Here is a 25,531-nt window from a genome sequence, read left to right as displayed (position 1 = left end):
GCCACCTACGGGTCGTAGGGCACTCCCACGGCCCGGAACACGTATTCAGGCGGGACATCGAAGGACACCGATCGCCGGGGGAGGCGCGAGAGGACGTCCTCGGGAATGGAGACCTTGTAATGCATCGAAAGTTCGCCGGTGAAGCGCGAATCGACACCGGCGATGTCGACATCGAGCTGTACGCCGGTCTCCGAGAGCTGGGCGGTGACGGTTCCGGACTGCGTAGCGTCCCATCGTTGATCGATAGTGCGGCCGGCCAGTTTCGGCACGGTCGACAGCGTGGCGAGTACGCGTTGGTTGGTCAGCGCCAGCGAGCCCACGTAACTGGTTACGTTCGCGTTCGCACGTCGCCCCGGGATCTTGCCGCTGAACCGTCGGGTCACCGCGATGTACTCGGCGAGGAAGAGCACACCCTCGGCTTCCACCTCGGCCCGCAAATCGTCTGGCATACCGCCGATACGGAGCAGCTTGCGCAGGAACACGGCCATGAGCAGCCACCCTAACGGCCCGGCGACCCGCGTGGTAGAGGTGGACGATGGCATCACACACGCCTCGGCTGGTGGTGTCGGCGCTGGCCGCGGTCGCGGTGTATGCCCTGCTGTGGATCGGTTCCGCGCAGCAGTGGGCATGGCTGGCCGACATCGATTCGGCGGCGCTCGACGCTTTCTACCCGCTGGGCGCAGACCATCCGGGGTGGGTGCTGGGATGGGATGCCTTCTGCACCGTTCTGGGGCCCGGGATGTTCCGCGTGATGACCGTTGTCCTCATCATTGTCGCGTTCGTGCGCCGCCGGATCCGCATCGCGATATTCCTGATCGTGACGGTGGAACTGGCCGGACTCGTCACCGAGATCGCGAAGGGAGCCGCCGATCGTCCGCGCCCGGATACCGCGTTCGTCGACGCGCTGGGAACAGCGTTTCCCTCCGGCCATGCCCTCGGGGTGCTCGTCGCGGTTCTCGCTCTGCTGACAGTCGCTCTGCCTGCCGTGCGTCCACCCGCCCGCGCGTGGCTCATCGTCGCGGGCATCGGCGTCGTCGTCCTCATCGGCGTCGGGCGTGTAGTGCTCAACGTCCACCATCCGACCGACGTCGTGGCCGGATGGGCTTTGGGCTACGCCTATTTCGTGCTCTGCCTGCTGACCGTGCGGCCGTCGCCGCGGGTCACGGAAGCGGACGAAACACCGGAAGCGCCCGGTATCGCACGCTGAAGCTGGCCGTTTCGCACTCGGTTCCGATCTCACCGTCGTGCGCCAACAGTGTCGGACCGTCGACCGCGGTGAACTCGAACTCGGGTACCCGCATCTCGTGGTAGAACGGGCTGCGCTCGAGCCTGCCGAGTGCGACGTCGACCAGGATGCGTAGCTTGCTGAACCGGTGACCCGTCTCGAGGATCCGGACGTCCATCAGGCCGTCGTCCATCCGGTCCCGCCGCGACGGCGCGAATCCCGAAGGCAGATAAGCCGAATTGCCGAGGAAGAACAGGAACGTCTGCAACGTCTTGTTGTCGTAACGGATGCGGACCGGATCCTCGTGACGCAAGGTGTGATACATCGCGTAGAGCCCGGCCAGCGGCTTGCCGATCTTGCGTTCGTACTTCTCTCGTGTGCGGACGAACGCCGGGTATGCCCCGATACTCGCGGTGTTGACCACCATCTGCTTCTCGTTCAGGCACACCATGTCGACGCAGGCGACACTGCCCCGCCGAATCGTGTCGATGGTCTTTTCCACCGTGTCGCAACCGATGTCCTTCGCGAAGTGGTTGAAGGTACCCCCCGGGAACACCGCCAGCGGCACACCCGCCTCGATTGCCGCGGCCGCCGCGCACGACACCGTTCCGTCTCCGCCGCCGATCGCCAGAACCTCCGCGCGCTGAGCCGCCGAGCGCAACGCCGCGTCGAAGTCATCGTCATCGGAGAGCTCGACTATCTCGGCACGTGGCAACGCCTCTCGGACCTCTTCGATGATGTCTGCTCCGGTTCCGCTGCCGGACGCAGGGTTGACGACCAGCACCACACCGGCTCCGTCCGGCCGCGGCGGGGTTTCCACCCGCAGCGGGTCGGCGGTCGGAAGCCTCGTCGGCGCCAGTGGAGGCACCACCCGCCCGCCCAGCACCGCGACCGCCGCGCCCAGGCCGAAACCGGCGATCACGTCCCCGGGGTAATGCGCGCCGACGGCCACGCGGGACAACCCGACGAGGCCAGCCAGAAGCGCCAAGGGGAGTCCGAGCGAAGCGCTCTCCAGGCCGACGGCCACCGCGAAGGCGGCGGCGCTGGCGGAGTGCCCGGACGGAAGTGAGTTGGACGTGGGTCGGCGGCGCGTGCGGCGCACCAGGGGTACGGAGTCGAACAGCGGGCGGGGCCGTCGCCGGATGCGTTTGGCGCCCTGGTTGGTGATCAGGCTCGTCGCCGCCAGCGTGAGCACCCCGCGGACCGCGCCGCGGCGCGCGCTGGGCTTACCGGTGGCGGCCAGGGCAGCGGCGATCGCAAACCACAGTTTGGAGTGGTCGGCCGCGCGGGTCAGCGGCGGCATCACGGTGTCGAGCAGCGGGGTCGGCGACTCGGCGATCGCCTCGAAGATCTCCCGATCCAGCGCACCGAGACCGTGCGTGATTCGCCGTAGACCTGCGGGCCGGCCGACCACCTGCGCAACATCCATCTCCCCAACGTATCCACCGGCGTCGGAAAATAATCGTGTCATCGCAGATCGGTCACGGGGCCGCGTGGCATACGGGGATCACAGCGAGCCGCGACCTAGCATGTGTCGGTGCGCCGACTGCTGACCCTGCTGTGCGTGGGCCTGATGGCTCTCGTGGTCGCCCCCGTCGGCCAGGCGCAGACCGTTCCGTGGTTCGCAAGGTCGGTGGGTTCGGCCACTCAGGTGATTTCCGTTGTCGGCGTGGGTGGTTCGAAGGCCAAGGTGGACGTCTACCAGCGGACCGGGGCGGGCTGGCAACCGGTCGCTGCGGGCATACCGGCCTGGATCGGCGCCAACGGTATGACTCCGCAGAGCCACGACGGCGAAATGAAAACGCCGATGGGTGTTTTCACGCTCGACTTCGCCTTCGGCACGGCGCCCAACCCCGGCGGAGGCCTACCGTACGTGCAGGTCGGGCCGGACCACTGGTGGGACGGCGACATGAAGAGCCCGACCTACAACACCATGCAGGTTTGCAAGAAGGCGCAGTGCCCGTTCGACACCGACCCGGCGAGCGGTACCGAGAATCTCCAGATCCCGCAGTACGTTCATGCGGTCGTGATGGGGGTCAACAAGGCGCGGGTGCCCGGCAACGGAGGCGCATTCTTCCTGCACGCCACCGACGGCGGGCCGACGGCCGGATGTGTGGCGATCGACGACGGCAAGCTGGTCGAGATCATGCGGTGGCTCCGGCCGGGGGCGCTGATCGCGGTCGCTCAGTGACTCAGATGTTCAGTGCCCGACCGGGTTTCACCTTGAAGTTCAGCGCCTCGAGTGACATCGACGCGTCATAGGTGCGGTCGTAACCGGTTTCGCTGATCCGCCATCCCTCGCTGGTCCGCCGGTACCGGTCGTGATAGAAGCCCGCGCCGATCAGCATGAAGTTGAAGTCGGGTGCGATCACCCGGTCCTGCAGGTACCACGTGCCCGTCGCTTCGTCACCGTCGACGGTGATCTCGGGATGGGTGACGCGGTGTTCGGTGATGATCTCGGGGCCCAGCGAGTTGCGCATGAACGTGACCAACTCGTCGCGATTGGTGAAGTGGTGCTCCTCGCCGATCGACTCGCCGTACTTGCCCACCACGTCCTCGGTGAGGGTCTCGGCGAACTCATCCCAGTGTTTGGTGTCGAGCGCGCGCAGGTAGCGGTACTTCACTTGCTGGATCTCGTCGATGTCACCCATGCCGACATTGCAACACAACACCTCCGCACCGCGTACAGTCCGGACATGAAATTCGTCGACGCCTACGTCAAATCTCCGTTCGCGGGGCTGGCGCCGTGGGTCCTCATGGCGGTTGTCGCAGGCCCGGGCAGGTTCGAGGAGGCCGCGTCCGCGGCGCTGGGTCTCGCCCTACTGACACTCTGGGTCGGCACCCGCCGCGGTGTTCCCGTCCACGCCCTCGAAGCCCTGACCATCGCCTACTTCGGTGCTCTCGCCGTGATCGGCCTCCTCGCGCCGGACCGTGTGATCGACTGGCTGCAGCTGTGGTCCGGCGAGCTCAGCAACATCGTATTGGCGGTATTCGCCGTCGGCACGCTGATCGTGCGCCGCCCCTTCACCATGGCCTACGCGAAGGACACGACGCCTCGTGAGCATTGGGACACAGCACCGTTCCGGCGCATCAACTTCGCGATCACCGGCGCATGGGCCGCCGCGTTCGTCGTGTCGGCCATCTCGGGCGGTATCGGCGACGCCGTCCTGCGCGACAACGACAACTTCTGGACCGCCTGGATCATCCCCATCGGGGCACTCGTCTTCGCTGCGTCGTTCACCGAGTTCTATCCCGACTACGCGACCGGAGAGTCGGACTCGTGGTCGGGTGCCATCGACTGGCTTCCACCATTCCTCACCGTAACCGGAATCGTCGGCTGGGTGTCGGACTCGACATCCGACACCGTCGCGATCACGCTGATCGTAGTCGGCATCGTCGGGTCGATCGCCGTCCGGCGCTTTCTGCCGGAGAAGCCGATAACTACTGCGCCGCAGTGAGATTGCGTGTCGCAGGACCCTCGAGCAAGGTTCCGTCGGGCGCGAAGCGTGACCCGTGCAGCGGGCACTCCCACGTCTCGTCGGCGTCGTTCCAGTTGACGATGCCGCCCAGGTGCGGGCACACCGGCGAGACGCGATATTCGCGGCCGTCGACCACGCTTCGCGCCTCCAGATCCCATGGGGGTCCACTGACCACGCCGCCCTCCTCGGGAGTGCGGTTGAGGATACGGGTGACCGGCGTGATCCACCCGCGCGTCAGGTAGAGCGCCACCTGCGCATTGGTCTGCATCGCCTTCGGAATGCCCGACAACTCGTGCGGGCTCCAACTGTCGAACGCCTCGGCCCAGTCCATCCGGCCTCCGAGGATGCGACTCGACAGCGCCAGCGCGGCGGCGGTTCCGTTGGTCATGCCCCACTTGTCGAAACCCGTTGCCACGAAGATCTTGTCGTTCCCGGGCAGGATCGGCCCCACGTAGGGCAGTTCGTCGATGGGCGAATAGTCCTGCGCCGACCAGTAATGGGTTTGCATCGCACCGGGGAAGTGCAGCTTCGTCCACTGGTCGAGTTCCTGCACCGACGAGGCCGGGCTCTTTTCGTGGCCGACGGGATGTCCGGCCCCGCCGGCGATCAGCCGATCGCCGTCCGGTGTCGGCGCATAACGCAGCGACCGGGTCGGCGAATCGGCGGAGATGTACATGCCCCTTGTGATGTTGCCGGGCACCTTGTAGGCCATGCAGTAGGAGCGTTGCGGTTTGAGGCGGGCGAAGAAACCGCCGCGGTCCAGGATCGGGATGCCCGTCGCGAGAACACATTGCTTGGCATGCACGTCGAATTCGTCACCCGCGGTGGTGCGGACACCCAACGCCAGCCTGTCGCCGTCATTCGAAACCTTCTGCACCCGAACGCCTTGCGTCAGCCGTCCGCCCCGTTCGTCGAGCTCCACGACCAGGCTGTCGAGCAACGGCATCGGGTCGAACTGCGCCTGGTCTGCCAGCCGGACCGCACCGTGGAACGGGAAAGGCACATCGGCGTCGTCGACCCAGTCGACGTCCAATCCCGCGGCCTGGCACGCCTCCAGCTCCTGGCGCACCGAGGGAACGCCGTTCTCGGATTGTGCATAGGTGTACGCGTCCTCGCGTTGCACCGACAGCCCATGCGCCTCACAGTGCTGGACCAGCCACTCCAGCCCCTCGCGGTTGCCCTCGACGTATTGCCTGGCCGTCCCGGGACCGTGTTTGGAGACGATCTTCGAGAGCTTGGTGCTCTGCAACAGGCTGATTTTGGCGGTGGTGTTGCCGGTGGCGCCCGCCCCGACGCGTTGCGCTTCCAGCACCAGCACGTCCTTGCCGGCTCGCGCCAAGAGCACCGCGGTGATGAGGCCGGTGATGCCGGCGCCGACCACGACGACGTCGGCCGACCGGTCCGATTCGACCAGCGGGTCGGGCGGTGTCGGCCGCTCGACGCGGTTTGCTAGCCAAAGAGATGTCATGGCATTGCAGGTACCCGTTTGGCGCACCCCAAAACCGTGGCGGCCGAACGGGGTTCGCACGGAGTGTCTGACCGGTTCCCGGTGGCCGGAAGACTATCGTGTCCTCCGTTATGAGCGACCCACTGGGGTTGTCGATCGGGACGACGAACTTGGTCGCGGTACGTATCGACAATCCAGCCGATCAGCCCGCGTTCCGTCGTTCGGTATTCACCGTGCCGGACGGCACCGTGATGTCAGGCTTCGTCGAGCGGGTGGGCGACAACGTGCCACTGGTGGCCGCCGACGGATCGTCACACTCGGCCGACCGGTTGTTGGTCGCCGCGCTCGCAGACCTCGTCGAAGGGTACGGGTCCGCGTCGTCCGACGTCTCGGTCGCTGTGCCCGCACATTGGGGACCGGCCAGCCTGCGGACACTGCGCAGCGCACTGCGCGGACATCCCCTTTTCGGCGCCGACGGCACGATCACCCGACTCGTTTCGGATGCCAAGGCGTCGCTGACCGCACTGCAGGGCGATCTCGGCCTTCCGGCACAGGGTGTGGTGGCGCTGGTCGATTTCGGCGGCGGCGCAACCAGCATCACGCTGGCGGATGCAGGCGATGCCTTCGAGCCCATCGACGAGACGACTCGTCACACCGAGTTCTCCGGTGACCTGGTGGACCAAGCCCTGCTGAGCCACATCCTTGCCGGGCTCGCGGGCTCGGGTGGCGACGACCCCCTGAGCACGGCCGCCGTGGGGTCACTGTCCCGCCTGCGAGACGAGTGCCGCAACGCCAAGGAACGGTTGTCGACGCACGAAGCCACCGACGTCGATGTGCAGTTGCCGGACCATCACGTGGCGGTCCGGGTGACACGCGACGAGCTCGAGGCTCTGGTCGCGCCAAAGCTGGACGGTGTCCTTGTGGCGATCGATGACACGTTGCAGCGCAACAGAATTGGCTGGAAGGACGTCGCCGCCCTGGTCGTTGCCGGCGGTGGCGCAGGCATGCCGTTGATTCGACGGCGGCTGGCGGAGCGCTCCGGCATGCCGGTGTTCGCCACCCCGCAACCGGGGCTCGACGCCGCGAAGGGTGCCGCGTTGATCGGTGCGTACACCTCGGCCGCCGAGGCGCGGACCGGCTTGGCGCCCGTGATTCCCGCGGACGCCCCGACGGGTTTGGCGCCGGTGCCGCAGCCGGCGGCCGAGTCCCCCGGGTCGTCGACGTTTCGAGCGCTGGCCTGGTCGCAGGACGACGCGGCGGACGACCCCGTACCCTACACCGGCTCGGGACCCTATGAGACCCCGTATGACTCCGGGCCGATGCGCCCGCCGCCCGCGCAGTACGTTCCCCCCACGGAAGGGCCCATCGACGAACCGCGGATCTGGCAACGGCTACCAGGGCTGGTGATGGGTGTGGCCGCGGCCATCGCGGTGGTCGCAGTCGGCGGAGTGGCGATCGCCCTGACCAGCGCGACCGGCAGTACCGGCGTGACCGAGGCGCCGCAGACCGCGCCGGTTCCGCCGCCGTCGGCACCGGCGCCTGAACCGGTCGCACCCGAGGCGCCGCCGCCCCCGGTCGAGACCGTGACGCTGACTGATGCTCCGCCCCCTCCGCCGGTGACCACCGAGGCGCCGCCGCCTCCACCGCCGCCGACGACGGTCGTCACGACGACACAACCGACGACCACAACCACAACGACCACTACAACCACAACGACGACGACGACCACGGCGACGACCACCACGACGACCACCACCCCGCCCACGACCACCGCACCCACCACGGCGACGACCTCTTCCGCCACTGCGAGCACCACGCCGATGACGACCACGTATCTGACCGTGCCGTTCGTGCCGGTGCCGATTCCGATCCAGGTGCCGCAGAACCCTTACCAGCCGGTGCCGTAGGCCCGACTGTGGAGATAATGCGGCGATGAACCGGTTACATTCCGTCGCGGCAGCCCTGGCGATCACGGCGACGATGACTGCACCGTCGGCGGCCGCCACACCCGCAGAGGGCGACATCGAGCGCACCGATCTGGCGAAGGGGACGACGGATGCGCCCATCGCGATCGTCTCCGTGGGCCACCCGACCACCCTCTACGTGCAGAGCTTGGTGCTCGCCCCGGAGTCGAGCAGCGGCTGGCACACCCACCCGGGTCCGGAGTACTCGGTGATCAACGGCGGCGAGGTGAGTCTGCAGAGGGCGGGTGGCTGCCTGCCTGCGGTCTTCGGCGCCGGCCAAGCCATCTTCGTGCCCGCCGGAGTCCCACATGTGGTGTCCAACAAGGGTTCTGAGCACGCTGAGGCAACAGTCACCTACACGTTGCCCGCCGACCGTGCGGTGCGGGACGACGCGCCGGCCGCCTGCCCGTAGGGCTAACGCCCGTACGTGTACTCCGGCTCATGGAACCGATTGATGATCGGGATCCGCTCGATGATGCGGTCGCGTAGCCGCGGTTTCGGAGGCGGTACGTAAGCAGGCGCCGGCGGCGGCGCATACACCGGTGCCGGTGGCGTGTACGCCGGGGCGGTGTCGACGGGGGCCGGCGGCGCGTAGACGGGTTCCGGTGCGGTGTAGGCCGGCGCGGGCGGTACGTAAGCCGGGGGTTCGTAGACGGGTCCGACCGGGGGAGCGGCGGGCGGTGGTGGAGGGGCGGCCACCGCGATGGTTTGCGCGACGACAGGCCTGGCCTCGGCCGGGGTCGTAGCGGCCTTCTTGCTGGGCATCTCGTTGTCGACGGGCCGCTGTGCCTCTTCCGCGACGGCCACGGATTCCTCCTCCGCGACGTGCGCGTCCTGGCGTGTGGGCTCGACGTCGCCGGTCAGGCTCAAGCCGACCGCTGTCGAGGTCGACACCACGAACGTCACCACGGCGGCGACCAGGACCGACGCCAGCGCCCCGACCCGCGACGGTCCCTTCGCCACGGTGGCGTCCAGCCTGTTGACCGCACGCGCCGAGGCCAGCGCCGCGCCGCGCGCAAGTGCCAGGTCAGCCTCGGCGGCGGAGAACACCGGGGAGTCGGTCACGTCGCCGAGCGTGGAGGTGACCAGGTCGAGATCGCGGGCCGACCCGACCACGAAGATGGCCTGCGGTCGCCACTGGTTGAGCTCGAGCATGGCGATCACGCTGCTGGGCAGCTCGACGACGTCCGCGCCGTCAAGGGGTCGTGCGATGCGATCGACGGTCACGCCGTCACGGTCGACCATCGCGACCACCGCGGCGTCGGGCTCGACGATGCACACCGCGACGTCGTCGTAGTCGGCGATGTCGGCGATGCCCGCCGCCAGCACATCGCCGGCTTCCAGCTCGGAGATCGCGATCGCGTTGCCGTAGCCGCGCGCGGTCAGGACCTCCAGCACACCGGACGCCATGGCCTCGGCCTCGTTGGTCCAGGTGACGCCGATCGCGTGGATCGGGCTGTCGACGACATCGGCGAGCGCCACGTTGAGCAGATCGTCGGGATCGACGTCCGCGTCGAAGTCGAACGACCCACGGTCGACGGTTGCTCCTTCGCCGGTGGTGCCCTCCACGAGCACCCACCGAACCGTGCTGGACGTCATCGACAGGCCGAGCACGAGGTCCATATCGTGTCCCCGTTCTTGCGGTGAATCAGGCTCTGAGGTTACCTCTCGCCTGACTCGGTACCCACTCAGCAGCGGCACCCAACGGTTGCGGCGAGGCCACGTACCCCCGTTTGCGCAATGGCGCGATGTGGAGTTTGCGACGATGGCACCCGGGGGAACATCAGAGTCACTCAGCACCTGAGGGGGAGCAGACCGTGGACGCGCTGGCCGAGACGACTACGGACCCTCAGTCGGGGGTGCGCACCTCGTCCCTGCGCTTCGGGGTGAGCACGCCGGGCGGGTTCACAGCGGGGCGGGAGTTGCAGGCTGTGGCCGACGCCGTCGGACAGCGGCCCCAGATGGTGATGGCGTTCGAGGATTTCTTTGCTCCGCCGCCCGTGTCGGCGATGGCCGTCGTGACCTACAGCGGCGCCGAACCCATCGTGTCCTGGGAGCCGTGGTGCTGGACGGACGATCGGTCACCCGCCGTCGTGAGATCGCTACTCGCGGGTGCCCTCGACGACTACATCTACCGCTGGGCCGACGAGTTCTGCGAATGGGGGCGCCACGTCTTCATCCGGTTGGCGCACGAGTTCAACGGTGACTGGTATCCCTGGACACCTGCATGCGGCACTTCGCCGTCGGCGTACATCAGCGCGTGGCGGCACGTGCACGACATCTTCACCGAACGCAACGTCGCAAACGTCGACTGGATATGGGCGCCCACGGTCGGTGCTGCCGGAAGGCTTGCCGACTGGTATCCCGGCCACGAGTACGTCGACGTTCTGGGGATCGACGGATACAACTGGGGGACCTGCCTGTCCTCGACGAGCTGGGTCGACCCCGATCAACTGTTCGGAGCCGCCCTCGACGAGCTGAGAGCCATCACCGCGGACAAGCCGATCCTGATCGCGGAAGTCGGTTGCGCCGAGTCCGGCGGCTGCAAAGCCGAATGGATCGAGCGCTTCGTGGAATTCCTCCGGCTTCAGCGCGATGTGATCGGCTTCGTCTGGTTCGATCATGACAAGGAGACCGACTGGCGGATCGAGAGCACCCCGGAGTCCGCGGCCGCGATGGCCGAGGCGATGCGGGATACGCGGTTATCTTCATGACATCGGACGTGGTTTACGACCGCTTCGCCCTCCCGGCCGAAGTGGAAGAGCAGCGGCTTCACTCCCTGACACAACTGGACATCCTCGACACCCCGGCGGAAGAGCGGTTCGACCGGATCATCCGCATGGCCCAACTGATTTTCGAGGTGCCGAGGGCATACATCAACTTCATCGACCGTGACCGCCAATGGTGTAAGCAGGCGGTGGGCGAGGGTCTTGAGATCAGCGGACCTCGCGAGACCTCGGTGTGTCGAGCCACCATCGCGCGGACCTATGACAAACCGTCAGAGCCGGCCCTGATTGTCGACGACCTCACCGCCGAACCGGAATTCGCTGCGCTGCCCGCTATCGCAGCCGAGGACGGAATCCGGTTCTACGCCGGTTATCCGCTGTTCGGTCCCGGCGGTCATGCGGTCGGCACCTTCTGCATCTACGATTTGAAACCGCGTTCACTCGACGCTCGACAGCGCGAGGTGTTCCGTCAGCTCGCCGTATGGGCGCAACGCGAACTCGAACGGTCCGACGACTTGGAGAGGGCGGCCGCCATTCAGCGTCTGCTCCTGCCTCCGGCAATCGACGACCTCCCGGGCTACTCGGTTTGCGCGATGTGTTCGCCCGCCTTCGCGGTCGGCGGCGACTTCTACGACTACTACCCCGTGCAACGCGGCGCGGTGTTCACTGTCGCCGACGTGATGGGCAAGGGGCTGGGGGCGGCACTGTTGACCGCGAGTGTGCGGTCGGCGCTGAGGGGAGCGTCGCGCGCTGTCGACCAGGTGGCGCACGACGCCGACCTGTCGGCAGCGATCAACTCGGTGGCCAGCCAGTTGACCGAAGACTTTAGTCGCACAGAAACCTTCGTGACGATTTTTCATGCCCGGCTGGACACGATGACCGGCCGGGTGCAGTACGTCGACGTCGGCCACGGAATCGCCGCGGTGTTGAGGCGAACCGGGACGGTCGAACGCTTATCCGCAGGTGGGCTACCAATGGGTGTCGTACCCGACGACACCTGGGGAACACAGGAGACGGTGTTGGAGCCGGGAGACATGCTGGTGGTTGCCTCGGACGGGTCGCTGGACTTGCTGGGGCGCTCAGCCGTTGAGCAGGACATCCTGAATTTCATTGCCGCCCACGCCCAGCCGGGTGAACTCTGTGCCGCGGTGGGAGCCTTGACAACCAGGAAGCCGCCGCTCGACGACGTGACCTTGATCGCGGTACGCCGGGACGGACCGTGACACACAAGCATTCGTCGGAAGGAACCACGCCGTCACCGTGGCTGCGGCTGCTGATCGTGGTGACGGCGGTCTTGGGCATCAATTACGTCGTATGGCGATGGCTTGCCTCGACGAACTGGTCGGCGTGGTGGATCGCCGTCCCTCTCGTGTTGGCCGAGACCTACAGCCTCATTGACTCGCTTCTGTTTGGGATGACGATGTGGCGATTGCGTCGGCGGCCTCCGCCGCCACCGCCTCCCGAGGGGGCGACGGTCGACGTGTTCATCACCACGTACAACGAGCCCATCGACATGGTGATCGCGACAGCCGAAGCGGCGCAACGCATTCGGTATCCACATCGGACCTACATTCTCGACGACGGGGAACGCGACGAGTTGGCGCAGGCGGCCGCCGAACGCGGGATCGGCTATCTGGTCCGGTCGTCGCATTGGCTGGACAAACCGCGTCACGCGAAGGCCGGAAACTTGAACAATGCGCTGCTCGAGACCGACGGTGAGTTCATCCTGATCCTCGACGCTGACCAGGTTCCGGAGCCGGAGATCCTCGATCGTACGCTGGGTTATTTCCGTGACGAGAAGATGGCGTTGGTGCAGACGCCGCAATACTTCGTCAACGTCCCGTTCTCCGACCCGCTGGGCAGCCAGGCGCCACTGTTCTATGGTCCGATCCAGCAAGGCAAAGACGGTTGGAATGCTGCCTATTTCTGTGGATCCAACGCCGTTCTGCGACGCGATGCGCTGATGCAACTCGGTGTGACCGGCTATGTGCGCGCGGTTGAAGACGGCATCAAACGCGCGCTCTACACCTCCCGCAAGATCCTCAAACAGGCCAAGCGCAAGATCGGCAGGGACCAACCGGACGTGTTGGCCGCCCTGACGAGCGTCGAGGACGCAGTGCACGAGTCCCGTGCCGCGCTCAAGAACAAGCAACCGCTGGCCGACATCACCTACCTATTCCAGCAACGCGTCGACGCGGCGGCAAAGAGCTTGGTGGATGCCGACGTCAGCGCCATGCGCGCCGATCTAGATGCCATCGCCGCGCTGAGTGGGCAGGGTGAACAACTCGACACCGCAGTCATCTTCGACGACGAGGCCCTGGAATCGCTGGCCGGACGGGACTGGTCACCGTTGGGGGCCCTGGAGTCGATCCGCACCATGATCCGCGCGGTCGACGTCGGGAGGGACGACGAGGCCCAGCCGATGCTGCCGATGGCCACCATCTCCGTGACCGAGGACATGGCCACCTGCATGCGCATGCACGCGCTCGGGTGGAAGTCGGCCTACCACCACGAGATCCTGGCCAAGGGGCTGGCGCCCGACGACGTGCGAACCATGCTCACGCAGCGGCTGCGTTGGGCACAGGGCACGATTCAGGTGATGCTCAAGGAGAACCCACTGTTCGTCAAGGGGCTGAGCATCGGACAGCGCCTGATGTACTTCGCGACGATGTGGAGCTACCTGGCGGGTTTCGCGGCGTTGGCCTACATCGCCGCCCCGGCAATCTTCCTGATCTTCAACGTCATGCCGGTGCAGGCATACAGCTGGGACTTCTTCGGGCGGTTGATCCCGTTCCTGATCCTCAATCAGCTCCTTTTCATCGTCGTCAGCAGGGGTACGCCGACATGGCGTGGCCAGCAGTACAGTCTTGCGCTGTTCCCGGTGTGGATCAAGGCGTGTATCACGGCATTTCGCAATGTTTACTTCGACCGGCCGCTCGGCTTCGCGGTGACGCCCAAGACGCGGCAGGGTGCGGGTGCCATTCCGTGGGGATTGGTGAAATGGCAGATCGCTGCCATGGTGCTGCTGGTGGTCGCCTCGGTCATCGGGATCGTCCAGTTGTATTTCGGCGCAATCTCGGTGCTGGGCGTCGGAGTGAATCTATTCTGGGTGCTCTTCGACCTGATCATCCTGAGCGTGGTGTTCCAGGCGGTGCGGTATCGCGGCCATGAAGCGGAAGGTGAGAAGTGACCGGATCGACTAGGCGTACAACAGCTTCGGGCGCAGTGGTGGTGAAGCCCGAGGGGCGGTTGAACATGGTGGCGGCGCCGGCGCTGCGCACGGAACTACACGGCCTCATCGAGGGCGGCAACACCCGGCTGGTCGTGGATCTGTCGGCAACGGAGTTCATCGACTCGTCGGGACTCGGGGCGCTGATCTCCGGACTCAAGCTCGCGAGGCAGGCGGGCGGGGATCTGAGAATCGCGGCGCCCACGACGCAGGTGGAGACCGTGTTGTCGCTCACGAACCTGGACCGAGTGCTGCGCGCACATCCCACAGCCGATGCCGCATTCGACTAGAAGCGACCGATGATGCAGAATCCCGCCGCCGTGGTCGAAATGGCCACCGGACCGGAAACCCTTGCAGCTCTGCAGGAAACGTTGGACGAGGTGTGGCAGAGGCATGACATTCCCGATGGGACCCGGATGTCGATGGATCTGGCGGTCGGAGAGATCGGCGCCAATATCATCGAGCATGCAGGGGGTGGCCAGTCGGTGCGGTTGCGAATGGAGGTCACGGTCTCACCCACCGAAGTGATCGCGACCCTCATCGACGACGGCGGACCGTCCCCCGTCGACCTCAGTCAGGTGGAGTTGCCCGACGAACTCGCGGAAAGCGGCCGGGGGCTGGCCATCACGCTGAGGGTGCTCGACGAGCTGTCCTATCGGCGCGAGGAAACCGGTAACCGCTGGACATTGGTGTCGCGTCTGCACTGACCGGGATCAGGGCCGGAACGTCACTCCGCCGTCAACGCTGATCGTCTGCGCGGTGATGAAGCTGCCGTCGTCGGAGAGCAGAAGCGCGGCCAATGCGGCGACGTCGTTGGGTGTCCCGAACCGGGCCTTGATCATCTGTCGGGCGCGGGCCTGTTCGATGACGCCGTCGGGCATCGGCTGCTGGTCGAATTTGTAGTGCCAGATCAAGCCGGGCGCGATCGCGTTGCATCGGATGCCTTTCGGTCCGTACCGGCGCGCGATGTGTCGCATCAGGGCCAACTCGGCAGCTTTGCTCATGGCATACGACACCCGGGTGCCTGCGCCGTTGTAGGCGTCGATGGAAGCGGTGAAGACGATCGAACCGCCGCCGGCTTCGACCATCACGGGTATGGCGTGCTTGGCGCAGATGACGAAACCGCGGGTGTTGACGCGCATTACCTCGTCGAAGGCTTCAAGGGGAAGCTCCACGACTCCGCCGGGCAGATAGGCGTCCGCGGCATTGGTGAAGTTCACATGCATGCCGTCGAGGCGACCGAAGGTGTCCACGGCCAGTGCGACCGCGGTGATCACGGACTGCTCATCGGAGCCGTCGAGATGCGTCCCGCGGATCCGCTCGCCGCCGGGGTCGATGTCGTCAGTGACGCGTTTCACCAGCTCAGCGTCGATATCCCCGATCACCAGGCGGGCTCCCTCGTCGGCGAACCTGCGCGCCAGCCCGTTGCCGATGCCGCCGAGGCCGGCGACCATGATGACCTTGTCTTCGAGCATTCTCGCCACGTTCGGAGATGATCCACCCTGGTCGAGTACCGTCACAGCCGATCGTCCCGGATTGCGGCGAATGTAACGATTTGATATACAACCCTGCGTGGGTCGGCACTCCGTAGCCAAGAAGCGGCGCACGTCACCGATGGGCGTGGCTGCCGTGCTCGGACCGGCCGCCGTCTTCTTCGCGGTTGGCGGAGACGTTCATCTTCAGGCACGTCCGGCCCCCGAGAGCAAGCCCGTCGTCGAAGAGGTCGTCGACACCCAGCCGTGTTGTCTGGAGATTGTCGCGGCCCCTCCGATATCCCCCGCGGCGGCCATCGGTCATGTCCATCCCGGCGTGGCACCCGACGCCATGGTTGCGGCCGCCCGCTACCGCACTGTCGACCGTTCTCTGCCGGTCGGCATCGCACCCGAGCGCGGCCTGCAGGTGAAGACGATCCTGGCGTCGCGCGCGATCAGCGAGGCCTTCCCTGAGATCAGCAATATCGGCGGTGTGCGCCCGGATTCGCTGAGGTGGCATCCCAACGGCTTGGCGCTCGACGTGATGATCCCCAATCCGGGTAGCGCGGAGGGGATTGCGCTCGGTGACGAGATCGTCTCGTACGTACTGCGCAACGCGAAACGCTTCGGCTTGCAGGATGCGATCTGGCGCGGCGTGTACTACACGCCGGATGGCGCTCAGCGAGGTGGCTACGGCCATTACGACCATGTGCACATCACGACCCATGGCGGCGGATATCCGACCGGCGAAGAGACCTACCTGCGCTGAGTTGTCGCGCGCGTGATGCGACGCAGCGGATGCCCGCGGGTGTGACCAATCTTACAGTTTGCTGAGAATCGCCAGCTACGCGCACGAAAATTACCTCTAGCAAACACATCCAAGACGTACCGCCAGCCCAGCCCCGACCGGGGTTCGCCACTACTCGGTTAATATTTCCATCCGTAAGTAAGCACACTTATTTTCAGGGGTGGGACACGCATGCGCAGTTGGAGCGCAAAACCGGAAGGGGCTCGGGCCCGTAGGCGCAGGCTCAGCCGTGGGAGCGGCAAAAAGCTGGCGTTGATGGGTGCCATCGCGACGACGTCGATAGCGATGGTCCTGACGCCGTCGATGGCTAATGCCGCTTCGTCACAGACCTACTTCGTGGGGGTTCCGGACTGGTTGCCGATTGGCGAGGGGTCGAGGCTGCCGAATGATCCGGTCGCGATCAACAACGCCATTGTCGCGGCCAAGGACCGCAATCCGCTGGTGGCCTGGGGCCTGGGTCCCGTGCAGCTGAAGCCGGTGTGGGTGAACTGGTACACACCGGTCAACCCGCTGGATCCGACAGACCCGGGCCAGGAGCAGTACTACACGCCCGGTGAGTGGGGTCAGACCGGCTCACACACGGTTTCGGTCAACGAGCCCAACCCCCTGTATGACGAGGCGTATGACCTCGCGTACGACGGCGGATACGAGGTCGCTCGTGCTGCCTATATCGCCAAGGCTTCGGAGGACGCCTCCACCGCGGCGTACAACACCACGTACGCGCAGGTATACACGCGTAAGTACAACGAGTACGTCCAGAAGTACTGCAAGGTCATCTGTAACCCAAAGAATCCTTCGGGGGCGATCAAGACGGCTGCGGACGCCTTCGCCAAAGGTGAGGCAGCCTTAGAGGCCGGCAAAGCCGCCGTCGCGGCTGCCCAGGCCGCGGCCAAGGACCCCACCGTTGCGGCCGCCGCCGCCGCTGCTGGGCACAGCGCCGGCTTGGCCGCGGCACTGGCCGCCGTGACCAACATCCCTCAAACCATTGAATTCACCACAGAGGTACCGGAATTCGGTTGGAAGGAAGACGGGTACTGGACCACGACCACCTCGGGTCAATGGGTTGCGTCGCCTGACGACGTCGCGGGCCTGCCGACGGTTGGCCAGCTCGCCTATCTGGCGCACGCTATCGAGAACGGCGATCTCAGTGCACTTGCCCCGGTGCTGAACTGGACCGCCTATCTCACGAATGTCAACCTGATCGCCTACGGCGACGGGGCGATCGCAGCCGGTCAGGCGTATCAAGCCTTCATCGACAGCGCCAACGGCAACACCCACGAGGGCTACAACCCCTTCGCCGTCGGCGATCCCGCGACCGGTCCACGCAAAATTCGCCTCACCTTCGGCGACGGCAAGGTCACGGTGACACGGACGGACACCACAAACAATCCGCTCGAGATCCCGCTTCCGGGTGACCTCGAATTTCCCGATGCGCCGCCGGTGGGCTGGGAGACGGTGCAGGAGGGCGGCGTGATCGACGTGACCCTGCTGTCGCTGCTGCTCGTGAGGAATCCGGGCCGTGCGAACGGTGGCCTCTACTCGCGCTTCGCGCCGATGTACGAAGAGCTCACCGGAGTCAACCCGGTGACGCCCGACCGCCAGGACGTGCTGCCCGAAGGCTTTGACCCGGACCTGATCACCAAGCTGCTCACGGGGAATGCCGGCGACATCACTTTCGACGAACTCGGCAACCTGCAGACCGTGATCGACTCGGTCGACGGGGAGCCGATCATCGTGACGGTCAAAGCCGACGTCGGTTGGCAGTATGACCTGCTCTCCGATGCCCCCGCGACCGCCAACCCGATCGCATGGGCCAACTCGGTTGCGGCGGCGGTGCTGTTGACTAATCTGTTGACCGGAGTCGACTTCGGAAACCTCGGCGCGGGTGGATATGTCGGCCCGGACGGGACGATCTACTACACGCTACCGGTGGACGAGCTGCCATTGCTGGCGCTGCCTCGGCTGGCCGCGGCCGCCATCGGTCTGGCCACCGGCGAAGACGTCAACACGCCGCTGGCCGATGCGCTCGAGCCGGTTTTGAAGATGCTGGTCAACATCGGATACTCCGACGTCGTGCGAAATGCGGACGGCACGTACAGCCGTTCGCTTGACAAGTTCGGTGAGCCGACGTTGTTCGGCACGCCGACGCTGACGCCGGCCCAGATGGCCATGTTGCCAGGCGATTTCATCCGCCTGCTGGGTTCAGGTGTGGGCGACGAGATGACCGATGTGTTGACGCGCGCGGTGACGCAGTTGGTCGAGCAGACGAAGATCGGACTGACAACCGAGCAGCGCGCTCAACTCAATACGATGCTGGCGGCGCCCGGCTCGATCTTGAAGACCGTCAGTTCTCAGTTCGGAGAACAGGTCTCGAGCGTGACTTCAGAGGTCGAGCGCCAAACGCCCGACGTGCCGAGGCCGAGTCAGGCCGACCTGGGCGAGCGGCAGCGGGAGGTCGGCCAAGGGCTGGCCACCGTGCGGGATGGGGTCAACGAGGTCGTCGGCGGAGTGCGGTCGGCGGTGGAGAATCTCGATCGCGTCGACGCTCGCTCCGGCGAGAGGGACGGCACCGGCGGAAGCGGCGGAAGCGGCGCCGGCAAGACCGACGCCAACGGTGGCGCCAACAAGGCGACTCCGGACGGCCGCTACCGCGGCACCAGGAAGGACAATGGGGACGGCGGCGCCAACAAGGTGGAGCCCGGAACCGTGGCCAGGGTGCCGGGATCGAGCGCCGCGAACGCTGACAAGGACGCCGCCTCGGACGTCACCAAGGCGGGCGACGAGAACGGCGGCAATGACAGCGACGACAGCAAGACCGACGGAGGCGGCGACGAGTAACTGCGTCTGCCCTCAGGCAGTCCCGGTGCCGTATGGCCCGGGGCTGTTGTCGTCACGGGCCGGGCGTCGTGACGAGCGGCGCAAGCCTCTCAGTGATGTCCGCCGTCTTGCTGTTGAGTGTCGGCCGGGGCAGGCTGCACGTTGGACACCCCCGGTGCCGCAGGCGACGGGGCGCACGTCGGTGTACCGTCGACAATGGATTCACTTCCGCTGCATGCCGGTTCGCCGACCGATTGCGCAGAGACGCCGCCCAGCGCGGCGATAACGGAACCCGCGGCGAGCGCGCATCCGAGAACCGCCGCACCCGCGTATCGGCTAGCAAATCTTGATAATCGGTACATCCGACACCTCCTTCGACAGCCTCGGCGAGAATGCTTGTCTGATTCGAGCCGCTCACTGCGAGGCTGAGGCGAGAATATCGCCAATGTGCCGTTGGATCCGAAGAATTGACGCGCCGTGCTCATGCCGTCATCAAGGCGCGCGAGGATGCGGTTCTTCAGTTCGAAACGGGGTGGGCCAATCTATGGGTTGGCCGCTTGCTCCACCGGCCGCCGCGCGATGACGATGAAGAATCCGCCCTCGCGATGGCCGGTAACCATCATCCCGAGGTTCACCAGCAAGCGCTCGAATCTGCTGCCGAGTCGCTCCGGCTTGAAAAGCTGCTCGTCTTCGGCCAGCTCGGTGAACGGCTCGGTCTTCGGGATCGCATGCACGAAGTCGAAGCCGACGTCCTTGAGCCACCCGACTACCTCGCCGACGGTGTGCTTCGATTCGTGCGGATTCTTGTACTGATCCATGAACCACGAACGGCGCTTCTGCGTGCTGACTCGGGCATCTACGGCGTGGCGATCGAGAAACATCAAGCGATCGTTGGTGGCCTTGAAGGCGAAGCGACGGATGTCAGTGGCCAGCCGCCCGAACCTGTGATAGAGACCGATCATGATGTAGCCGCCTGGCCGCACCAGCCGCGAGATCGACTCGAAGCCGAGCTGTGGATCGCTCGTATGGTGCAACACCCCGTTTGAGATCACCAAGTCGAACGTGCCCGGTTTGAACGCCGGTCTGAACAAGTTCATTTGCAGAAAGTGGGCGCGTTTGAGATTGTTCTGCTGCTTGAAGGCTGTGGCCATTTTCAGCGAGTTCAGGCAGAGATCGGTCCCGATCACCGCCCGGTTGCGGATGGCGAGAAAGTTGGTGAGCTGGCCGGTGCCGCATCCGCACTCGATCACGCGCGCGCCAGCCGGGATCTGTTCGTCGAGTAGCTTGGCGAACACCGCCTTTCGCGCCTTGTCGATCAAGCTGCCCACGCTGTCGAAGTCGTCGTAATTCGGGAAGGGGTTCACCTCGTAGAACGCCTTGATCTCTTGGGTGACGTCCTCTTTCGAGTCGCTCCAATCATTCGGTACGAAAAGCGATGTCACGCCGTCCTGGGCAGGATAGTGCTGCCGACACTGGGCACAGGATGAGTCGTCGCCTCGGACTACCAGGGCGCCGCCGCAACGCGGGCAACACAACAACTCGGAATGTTCGTTGAAGAGATCGTTGAGCCCGGAATAGGTCACGCCGAAGTGTAACTTCGAACTCAAGATCAAGGAACAGTGTCACAGCGGCGTGGCATCAGTCGTTTCGTGAGATGGATGCTGAAGGCAAGCTGACCCGTGTTGGCTGATTGAACGGCGCGCTCTGCCAATCTGACTTAGCCTGCGGGGCAGCGCAGTACGCGGTTCGATGTGTCTGGACCGACTTTCCGTGCGCGGAGCTCACACACCCTCATGTCCGATCGGAGCCCGTAAAGCATGTTTTTCTGTTTGCCCTTGTAGTGTCAGCAAGCGGCTGAGACGCGTTGAATCAGAAGATGATTGATCGCAGTATCGAGCGTCAACCCGGCACCCGACAACAACGGCGCCGCTGTTCCCTGTAGCGATGGTTGTCCAGAATTGATAGAACTCGGACGACGTTGTTCAAAGTAGCTCAAGGTGCGAGCGTGGGGCCTTCCGACAGCTCGTTCCCGCAGGGGCTCAAGCGCTTCCGTTTGCTGCAGCGCCCGATAGCCGAGTTACCCGTTGCTCAGTGACTATCGGCAGCCAAGCCAAATCGAAACCCCCGGCCCGGCTTGTGTTTCCCCCGGCGTCTTGAGGAAAGCGTCGTCGGCACCGTGGTGCGGGATACGTTAGAGGCGAATGCCGGAATCCGCGCGATCTGGCTGTCGACCAACTGCTCAGAAGAGCGCGTACAGGGTGAAGGGAACGGTGACTTGGACGACGCCGAGCAGGCCCGCGACGCCCAGCAACAGTATGATCATGGGGATCACCCAGTAGGCTCTGTTCACGACGGCGTATCTGCTGAACTCTGTCAGCATTTTCCAGGCGTAGAAGGCGCGCCGCATCAGTCGAGTACCGTCGAAATCGAAAACAATTCTCTGTCCTCACGGCCAGGCTGCAGTCGTTTGTCTAATATGTGATCCTCGAGGATCAGATAGTCCATCTCGGTATTCATGAAACACCGGTAAGCGTCCTGTGGAGTGCAGACGATCGGCTCCCCTCGGACGTTGAACGAGGTGTTGACGACCACGGGGCATCCCGTTAGTTCTTCGAATGACGCTAAAACGTTGTGGTAGAACGGGTTTGTTTCCCGCGAGACCGTTTGAATGCGTGCGGAGTAGTCGACATGGGTAACCGCGGGGATCGACGACCGCACCTTGTTGACCTCGCTCCAGATCTCGCCTGATCCATCGCTGTCGGGAGCGGTACGTATCTCCTCGCGGACCGGACTCACCAAGAGCATGTATGGGGAAGGCGCGTCGAGGTCGAAGTAATCCTTGGCTCGTTCCTCGAGAACCGAGGGCGCGAACGGGCGAAACGACTCTCGATATTTGATCTTCAGGTTCATGACCGACTGCATTTGCGACGACCGAGCGTCTCCAAGAATCGAACGATTCCCGAGGGCGCGAGGCCCGAACTCCATGCGGCCGGTGAACAGACCCACGACGTTGCCTTCCGCGATCAGCTCCGCGATTCGACGGGCTCGCTCATCGGCGTCTGTGACCGTATCGAAAGGGTAGCCGTGCGACGAGAGGTATGCGGAAATCTCGTCTGACGAGAATTGAGGCCCGAGATACGCTCCCTCCATGCCGTCACCTGCGATGTGCCGTGTGTTACCGGCGATCTGGTACCACGTGTGCAACGCCGCGCCGACGGACCCTCCGGCGTCCCCCGCCGCCGGCTGAATCCAGATGTCGGTGAATGGCCCTTCGCGGAGCAGCCTTCCGTTCGCGACGCTGTTGAGAGCAACACCGCCCGCTAAGCACAAGTTCTTCTCCTGGGTGATGGCCGCGGTTGTCGCGGCCATCCGCATCACGATCTCTTCTGTGACATCCTGGATGGAGCGGGCGATATCCATCTCCCTCCGAGTGATGTCGCTTTCCGGAGGACGAGGTGGCCCGCCGAACAGTTCGGCAAAACGGTCATTCGTCATAGTGAGGCCGCCCAGGAAGTCGAAGTACCTGAGATTGAGTCGGATTGAACCGTCGGTGTGAATGTCGACAAGGTTGTCTGTAATGACATCGACGTAGGCCGGTTCACCGTATGGCGCGAGGCCCATGAGTTTGTATTCGCCTGAGTTGACTCGGAAGCCGCAAAAATAGGTGAATGCGGAATAGAGCAGTCCAACCGAGTGCGGGAATCGCATTTCGCGATGGATCTCCAGCTGATTGCCGACCCCACGGCCGATGCTCGCAGTCGCCCACTCGCCGACTCCGTCCATCGTGAGGACAGCGGCCGATTCGAACGGTGAGGGGTAAAAGGCGCTTGCGGCGTGACTCTCGTGATGCTCCGTAAAGTACAGCTCCGATGGCATCTCGTACCCGAGCGCTTTTAGATTGCGTTCGATCTCATAGGTAATCCAGAGTTTTGTTCCCAGCCACTGCGGAAGCGCCGTCCGGAAGGAGCGAAATCCCCGCGGAGCAATGGTGGCGTACGTCTTGAGCAGACGAATGAACCGGGTTATCGGCTTCTCGTAGAAGGCGATTGCATCGATTCCAGTGCGGTCAACGCCTCCTGCGCCGAGGCAGTACGCGATCGAGTTCTTCGGGAACCCCGGGTCGTGCTTAAGGCGGGTGAACCGTTCCTCCTGCGCGGCGGCGATAATCTGCCCATCTCGTACCAGAGCAGCAGCCGAGTCATGGTAGAAGGCGCTTATACCGAGGATGTTCATGTCCGCACCGCGCCGCCGATCAGCTCGACCATCCCGCCGACAGCTTCCCGATTACTCATGACTTCAACCCCAGGTGTGGATAGATGACTCGGGCAACAAGTTCCGCGCCCAATTCATTGGTATGCGCGTTGTCCATGAACACGGCTTCCTCTACGCCGTCCAGTGTGTCGGCGAGGTTGATGGCTGGAGGGGTCATGAGGTTCGTCGCCTCAAGGAATGCCGCACCAACTCCCCACTCATCTGGGCTCGCGTAGCGTTCGGCATCGCCGCCCTCAGTGCTATACGCAAGTGGCTGCCAGACGAACACGGCCTTGAAACCGTAGCTTCTCGCCAGCTGTTCGATGACCCCGACCGCCCTGTCGTAGAGGTTCACAGCGTTGCGTGCCCGCTCTTGGGTCAGCTCTGGAGTGAATTCCGGCACGGCCCTCCTAGAGTTCGAGGTCAGGGCCATGCGCGTCAGAATGCTGTGTTGCGCGTAAAAAGCCATGAGAGAGTCTTTGAGGCCCGCCGCCCCGCCACGCAAGCGAGCCCTTTCCACAGCCTGGCTTACGAAGTTCCCACCCGGGTACGTAGGTTCGGTCGTGAGTCCTTCCACCTGCTCGGCAACGTCATTCGCGCCGTCGTAAAAGACTGCCACGTCGGGGACCCGCCCTTCGCTGAGTAGCTGCTGAAGGAGAGCTAGTTCCTGCCAGATTCCCCACGCGACCTGACCGTAGTTGGTGATACGGACCGGAATACCGTCCTCTTCGGCTAATCGAGCCACTTGAGAAGGAATCGTGTACAAGTCGCGTTGACCGTAGCCCCACATTGTCGACCCGCCGAACATGTATACGGAGGTGGCGTCTCCACCCACTCCCGGGGCGGTATAGGTCTTGCGGGCGTGGTCGACAATGTTGATGTAGTTGCCCTTATGGTCCCCGTTCACCATGCCTAAGAGCGGCACATACGTGTTGTGCGTGTATATGTACTCGAACTCGTTGAACCAATCAGCAGCCCAGTCTTGATCCGCCGCCATGGCGGCTGAAGAGATCTGTGCTGTAAAGATGTCGTCCCAAGTGCCTTCATTGCCTCCGACGCGAACGCCACCATGGGGCGCCCACTGCGGGAATGAAAGCCCGATGGCAAGATCGACGACGACCAACACCAGCGCCGCGCGAAAAGTCATCGCCGCAACATGTCTTGCTGTGGCCCCGCGCCCCCTGGGTCTCCAACCGATCACTTCCGGTTCGACACTGAACTGGCGGCGAGCCATCGTTGGATCGGATAAGCGCGGCTTGATGATCCAGGTGCTTTCGGGATTGACACCGGGTGAAGTAAGGGGGTTGCGACCGAAGAGGCGAAGAAAAAGAGACACCGGAGTTATGACGACGAAGTAGATGATTGCTAACAGAACCGCCGCTATGGCTCGCGCCGCTGACGCAGCGAACCGGGCGATGCCCCGGTCGATCGTCGCTCCCTCGGCCGGCCGAAAGACGCCAATCAACGCGAGCGCGATCACCATCAACACAAGCAGAGTGGCTCCGAGTCGTAGCCCGAGCAGCCACAGAACCGCGGCGAACACCAAACCGACGGAAGTCCTCAGGGCAGAGGCCTTGAGGGCAGCAAGGCGCCGGGATCGCCGATCTTGTTCCAGGGGGTGGTCTGGACCTTCCTCAGGCACCCACCAACCACGCTCACCATAAGCTGTGATGGCCTCGTCGTGCTGCTCCTGGAGCATCTGTCTCCTCTTCGACGATCCAGTACAGAACATGCCCTTCGCCAGCGCATATGGTCACATTCGCGAGCACCCTAGCATCGCGACGCCGCCGATATCCGCGAATCCACACCGATGATCGCCCGGAATTTGTTCTGTGGGCGCTACAGCGCGATAGATGTCCCTCGATGCGGATACATCAGTGCTGCAAGGAGACTGGCTGACGCGGACAGCACCGCAGTTGGGTTCGACGGGCAGAGTTTGGTCGCTCCGCGCGCTGGAACGCACGTCGGCGGTATGCCATCGACAATCGGTACTTTGGCGGCATGCCGGTTCAGCGACCGATCGCATGGGGCAACTCCCGGCCGGTGGCGACGGGAACGGCCGCGAGCGCGCACCGCAGAGCCGCCGCGCCGGCTAACTGTTCTTGATGAATCG

Annotated in this window: 22 protein-coding genes; 12 read left to right on the top strand and 10 right to left on the bottom strand. The window is 64.6% G+C overall.

All coding sequences use genetic code 11. From position 1 onward, the window contains the following. Positions 1-5 precede the first annotated feature (5 nt). Positions 6-488 carry a hypothetical protein gene (locus tag AU198_RS06625; RefSeq protein WP_064346837.1) on the bottom strand — a complete coding sequence of 161 codons (483 nt, stop codon included), beginning with the start codon at positions 486-488 and terminating at the stop codon, positions 6-8. 47 nt (positions 489-535) lie between these two features. Between AU198_RS06625 and AU198_RS06620 the strand changes: the two genes are divergently transcribed. Beyond that, on the top strand, positions 536-1,207 hold the full coding sequence (locus tag AU198_RS06620) for a phosphatase PAP2 family protein (RefSeq protein WP_064346835.1): 672 nt from the start codon (positions 536-538) through the stop codon (positions 1,205-1,207). Here the strand turns inward: AU198_RS06620 and AU198_RS06615 are convergent. Further along, complete coding sequence (locus AU198_RS06615) at positions 1,161-2,654, bottom strand: bifunctional phosphatase PAP2/diacylglycerol kinase family protein (protein WP_064346834.1); 1,494 nt, start codon at positions 2,652-2,654, stop codon at positions 1,161-1,163. The genes AU198_RS06620 and AU198_RS06615 overlap by 47 nt on opposite strands. 108 nt (positions 2,655-2,762) lie before the next feature. Here AU198_RS06615 and AU198_RS06610 point away from each other — a divergent pair, with 108 nt between their 5' ends. Further along, complete coding sequence (locus tag AU198_RS06610) at positions 2,763-3,416, top strand: L,D-transpeptidase family protein (RefSeq protein WP_064346945.1); 654 nt, start codon at positions 2,763-2,765, stop codon at positions 3,414-3,416. 1 nt (position 3,417) lies between these two features. Here AU198_RS06610 and AU198_RS06605 read toward each other — a convergent pair whose 3' ends face one another. Continuing rightward, positions 3,418-3,876: a nuclear transport factor 2 family protein gene (locus AU198_RS06605; RefSeq protein WP_064346831.1), complete on the bottom strand. Its 459-nt coding sequence runs from the start codon at positions 3,874-3,876 to the stop codon at positions 3,418-3,420. A 45-nt stretch (positions 3,877-3,921) separates the two neighbouring features. On the opposite strand from AU198_RS06605, the gene AU198_RS06600 reads away from it, so the two are divergent. Further along, positions 3,922-4,683, top strand: coding sequence for a DUF3159 domain-containing protein (locus AU198_RS06600; protein WP_156431512.1), 762 nt, complete (start codon positions 3,922-3,924; stop codon positions 4,681-4,683). Here AU198_RS06600 and AU198_RS06595 read toward each other — a convergent pair. After that, positions 4,667-6,172: an FAD-dependent oxidoreductase gene (locus AU198_RS06595; RefSeq protein WP_064346829.1), complete on the bottom strand. Its 1,506-nt coding sequence runs from the start codon at positions 6,170-6,172 to the stop codon at positions 4,667-4,669. The genes AU198_RS06600 and AU198_RS06595 overlap by 17 nt on opposite strands. Before the next feature lie 110 nt (positions 6,173-6,282). Between AU198_RS06595 and AU198_RS06590 the strand changes: the two genes are divergently transcribed. Together AU198_RS06590 and AU198_RS06585 are read left to right on the top strand one after the other, a co-directional pair. Then, a complete protein-coding gene (locus tag AU198_RS06590; protein WP_064346826.1) occupies positions 6,283-8,058 on the top strand; it encodes an Hsp70 family protein in 1,776 nt (591 codons plus the stop codon). A gap of 25 nt (positions 8,059-8,083) precedes the next feature. Then, positions 8,084-8,527, top strand: coding sequence for a cupin domain-containing protein (locus AU198_RS06585; RefSeq protein ID WP_064346824.1), 444 nt, complete (start codon positions 8,084-8,086; stop codon positions 8,525-8,527). A gap of 2 nt (positions 8,528-8,529) precedes the next feature. On the opposite strand, the gene AU198_RS06580 is transcribed toward AU198_RS06585, so the two are convergent. Then, a complete protein-coding gene (locus AU198_RS06580) occupies positions 8,530-9,738 on the bottom strand; it encodes a DUF7159 family protein (RefSeq protein WP_064346822.1) in 1,209 nt (402 codons plus the stop codon). Between the two features lie 194 nt (positions 9,739-9,932). Between AU198_RS06580 and AU198_RS06575 the strand changes: the two genes are divergently transcribed. From AU198_RS06575 to AU198_RS06555, 5 genes are read left to right on the top strand one after another with little or no spacing between them, the layout of a single operon-like run. Beyond that, positions 9,933-10,829 carry a glycoside hydrolase family 26 protein gene (locus tag AU198_RS06575; protein WP_231744594.1) on the top strand — a complete coding sequence of 299 codons (897 nt, stop codon included), beginning with the start codon at positions 9,933-9,935 and terminating at the stop codon, positions 10,827-10,829. Next, the gene (locus tag AU198_RS06570; protein WP_064346818.1) at positions 10,826-12,064 is read left to right on the top strand and encodes a PP2C family protein-serine/threonine phosphatase; all 1,239 of its coding nucleotides are present in this window, start codon (positions 10,826-10,828) and stop codon (positions 12,062-12,064) included. The genes AU198_RS06575 and AU198_RS06570 overlap by 4 nt, the downstream gene beginning before the upstream one ends. Next, entirely contained in the window at positions 12,061-14,031 is a 1,971-nt protein-coding gene (locus AU198_RS06565; RefSeq protein WP_064346817.1) for a glycosyltransferase, read from the top strand. The genes AU198_RS06570 and AU198_RS06565 overlap by 4 nt, the downstream gene beginning before the upstream one ends. After that, complete coding sequence (locus AU198_RS06560; protein WP_064346815.1) at positions 14,028-14,360, top strand: STAS domain-containing protein; 333 nt, start codon at positions 14,028-14,030, stop codon at positions 14,358-14,360. The genes AU198_RS06565 and AU198_RS06560 overlap by 4 nt, the downstream gene beginning before the upstream one ends. A 9-nt stretch (positions 14,361-14,369) precedes the next feature. After that, complete coding sequence (locus AU198_RS06555; RefSeq protein ID WP_156431511.1) at positions 14,370-14,777, top strand: ATP-binding protein; 408 nt, start codon at positions 14,370-14,372, stop codon at positions 14,775-14,777. A 6-nt stretch (positions 14,778-14,783) separates the two neighbouring features. On the opposite strand, the gene AU198_RS06550 is transcribed toward AU198_RS06555, so the two are convergent. Then, on the bottom strand, positions 14,784-15,545 hold the full coding sequence (locus AU198_RS06550; protein ID WP_064346813.1) for an SDR family NAD(P)-dependent oxidoreductase: 762 nt from the start codon (positions 15,543-15,545) through the stop codon (positions 14,784-14,786). Between the two features lie 97 nt (positions 15,546-15,642). On the opposite strand from AU198_RS06550, the gene AU198_RS06545 reads away from it, so the two are divergent. Both AU198_RS06545 and AU198_RS26575 read left to right on the top strand, forming a co-directional pair. Further along, positions 15,643-16,311 carry a VldE C-terminal domain-containing protein gene (locus tag AU198_RS06545; RefSeq protein WP_197416039.1) on the top strand — a complete coding sequence of 223 codons (669 nt, stop codon included), beginning with the start codon at positions 15,643-15,645 and terminating at the stop codon, positions 16,309-16,311. A 294-nt stretch (positions 16,312-16,605) separates the two neighbouring features. Then, entirely contained in the window at positions 16,606-19,188 is a 2,583-nt protein-coding gene (locus AU198_RS26575; RefSeq protein WP_064346808.1) for a PE-PPE domain-containing protein, read from the top strand. Positions 19,189-19,709: 521 nt separating this feature from the next. On the opposite strand, the gene AU198_RS06535 is transcribed toward AU198_RS26575, so the two are convergent. The 4 genes from AU198_RS06535 to AU198_RS06525 all read right to left on the bottom strand — a co-directional run bounded on the left by AU198_RS06535 (position 19,710) and on the right by AU198_RS06525 (position 25,117). Then, positions 19,710-20,750 (bottom strand): methyltransferase domain-containing protein, encoded by a 1,041-nt coding sequence (locus tag AU198_RS06535; protein WP_064346806.1) that lies wholly within the window; start codon positions 20,748-20,750, stop codon positions 19,710-19,712. A gap of 656 nt (positions 20,751-21,406) precedes the next feature. Beyond that, positions 21,407-21,547, bottom strand: coding sequence for a DUF5989 family protein (locus tag AU198_RS26100; protein WP_156431510.1), 141 nt, complete (start codon positions 21,545-21,547; stop codon positions 21,407-21,409). A 26-nt stretch (positions 21,548-21,573) separates the two neighbouring features. After that, the gene (locus tag AU198_RS06530; protein WP_064346804.1) at positions 21,574-23,400 is read right to left on the bottom strand and encodes a carbamoyltransferase family protein; all 1,827 of its coding nucleotides are present in this window, start codon (positions 23,398-23,400) and stop codon (positions 21,574-21,576) included. Between the two features lie 55 nt (positions 23,401-23,455). Continuing rightward, positions 23,456-25,117: an SGNH/GDSL hydrolase family protein gene (locus AU198_RS06525; protein ID WP_064346803.1), complete on the bottom strand. Its 1,662-nt coding sequence runs from the start codon at positions 25,115-25,117 to the stop codon at positions 23,456-23,458. Between the last annotated feature and the right edge of the window lie 414 nt (positions 25,118-25,531).

The organism is Mycobacterium sp. GA-1199 (assembly GCF_001500045.1).
Classification (GTDB): domain Bacteria; phylum Actinomycetota; class Actinomycetes; order Mycobacteriales; family Mycobacteriaceae; genus Mycobacterium.
Note: the sequence above shows the minus strand (reverse complement) of the source record. Positions and strands in the feature narration are given on the sequence as shown.